The following is a 1,818-nucleotide window of genomic DNA, read 5'->3' as shown; positions in this document are numbered from 1 at the left end:
GATCTCGACCTTGCCGGTGGTGTGGTCCTTGACCGGATGGTTGGCGCCGTGATGACCCTGATGCATCTTGGCGGTCCTGCCGCCCAGCGCCAGCGCCAGCATCTGGTGGCCAAGGCAAATGCCGAACACCGGGATTTCGGTCTTGAGCAGGTCCTGGATCACAGGCACCGCGTAGTCGCCGGTGGCTTCCGGATCGCCGGGACCGTTGGAGAGGAAGATGCCGTCCGGCTTCATGGCGAGGATTTCCTCCGCGCCGGTCTTGGCCGGCACGACGGTGACCTTGGCGCCGAGGCCGGCGAGCAGGCGCAGGATGTTGCGCTTGACGCCGTAGTCAATGGCGACGACATGCAGCGACGGCTTGTCCTGTTCGCCGAAGCCTTCGTTCCAGACCCAGGGCGTCTCGCGCCAGACGGAGGATTGGCCCGAGGTGACGTCCTTGGCGAGGTCGAGGCCGATCAAGCCCGACCAGGCGGCGGCGCGCCGCTTCAGATCGTCGAGGTCGAAGACGCCGTCCGGCGCATGCGCGATGACGGCGTTGGGCATGCCTTTCTCGCGAATAAGCGCGGTCAGCGCGCGCGTGTCTATGCCCGTGAGCGCGACGATGCCGCGCTTCTTCAGCCACTGGTCGAGATGGCCGGCGGCGCGGTAGTTGGACGGGTTGGTGACATCGGCCTTGAACACGGCGCCGACGGCGCCGGCGCGGGCGACCGGGTTGAGGTCCTCGATGTCCTCGTCATTGGTGCCGATATTGCCGATATGCGGGAAGGTGAAGGTGACGATCTGGCCAGCATAGGAGGGATCGGTGAGGATCTCCTGGTAGCCGGTAAGCGCGGTGTTGAAGCAGACTTCGGCGACCGCCGATCCGGTGGCGCCAAGGCCGCGGCCTTCGATGACGGTACCGTCGGCAAGCACCAAAAGCGCAGTCGGCTTTTCGGTATTCCAGGGGGCAGTCATCGTCGCCATGGCGGCACTCCTGTCAACCTGCGCGCTTCGGATCCATTCGCGCAGCAAACGGCGCGAAGCAGCGATTTCTCCGGCTTCCGCGCGTCAATTCATTGTCTCATGCAGGACCGAGTACATAGGCGAAGGCGCAAGAGTGGTCAATGAGGAGGCCGCAAACCGGCCTGAATCTGTTTCGTCAAGCAATATCAGTGGCTTGCTGGGATTTGCCTTACGGGTTCGGCAAAGCTATTGTCCGCCGCGTTCGAAGGAGAAGCACGATGCGCGAAAAAATCGCCGAATCCCTGAAGAGCGCGATGAAGGCGCAGGACAAGCACCGCTTGCCCACCCTGCGGCTGATCCAGGCCGCCATCCACGACCGTGACATCGCCAATCGCGGCGCCGGCAAGCCGGCCGCGAGCGAAGAAGAGATCCTGCAGATCCTGGCCAAGATGGTGAAGCAGCGCGAGGAATCGGCCAAGGCTTTCGAGGACGGCAAGCGGCCGGAGCTCGCTGCGCAGGAGCGTGGCGAGATGGAGATCATCCGCGGCTTCCTGCCGACGCAGCTCGACGATGCGGCCGTTACCGCCGCGGCACGCGCGGCGATCGCGGCGATGGGCGCCGCCAGCCAGAAGGACATGGGCAAGGTGATCGGCGTGCTCAAGCAGAAGTACGCCGGCCAGATGGACTTCGCCAAGGCAAGCGCGATCGTAAAAGGACTGCTGCAGTAATCTGCGCTTGCCCACTTCATGGGTGCGGCGGGCTCATGAGCCCTTGCAGATTGGCAGCGCCTGTGGCGGCGGTGCCGGATGGTCCTTCTTGTACTGGGCAATGATCGGCTCGAGGGTCGTCCTCGGCCAGAATTTCGGCGTGCCGATC

General features: G+C 64.4%; 2 protein-coding genes. One reads left to right on the top strand and one right to left on the bottom strand.

What is annotated here, in order from left to right:
• Positions 1 to 963: glutamine-hydrolyzing carbamoyl-phosphate synthase small subunit (gene carA / locus EN781_RS31755; RefSeq protein ID WP_127400690.1), on the bottom strand; the 963-nt coding region annotated here is incomplete at its 3' end.
• Positions 964 to 1,220: 257 nt separating this feature from the next.
• Here carA and EN781_RS31750 point away from each other — a divergent pair.
• Positions 1,221 to 1,670 carry a GatB/YqeY domain-containing protein gene (locus tag EN781_RS31750; protein WP_126058783.1) on the top strand — a complete coding sequence of 150 codons (450 nt, stop codon included), beginning with the start codon at positions 1,221 to 1,223 and terminating at the stop codon, positions 1,668 to 1,670.
• The last annotated feature ends 148 nt before the right edge of the window (positions 1,671 to 1,818 follow it).

The organism is Mesorhizobium sp. M4A.F.Ca.ET.090.04.2.1 (assembly GCF_003999085.1).
Classification (GTDB): Bacteria; Pseudomonadota; Alphaproteobacteria; order Rhizobiales; family Rhizobiaceae; genus Mesorhizobium.
This window is presented reverse-complemented; position numbering and strand designations above follow the sequence as displayed.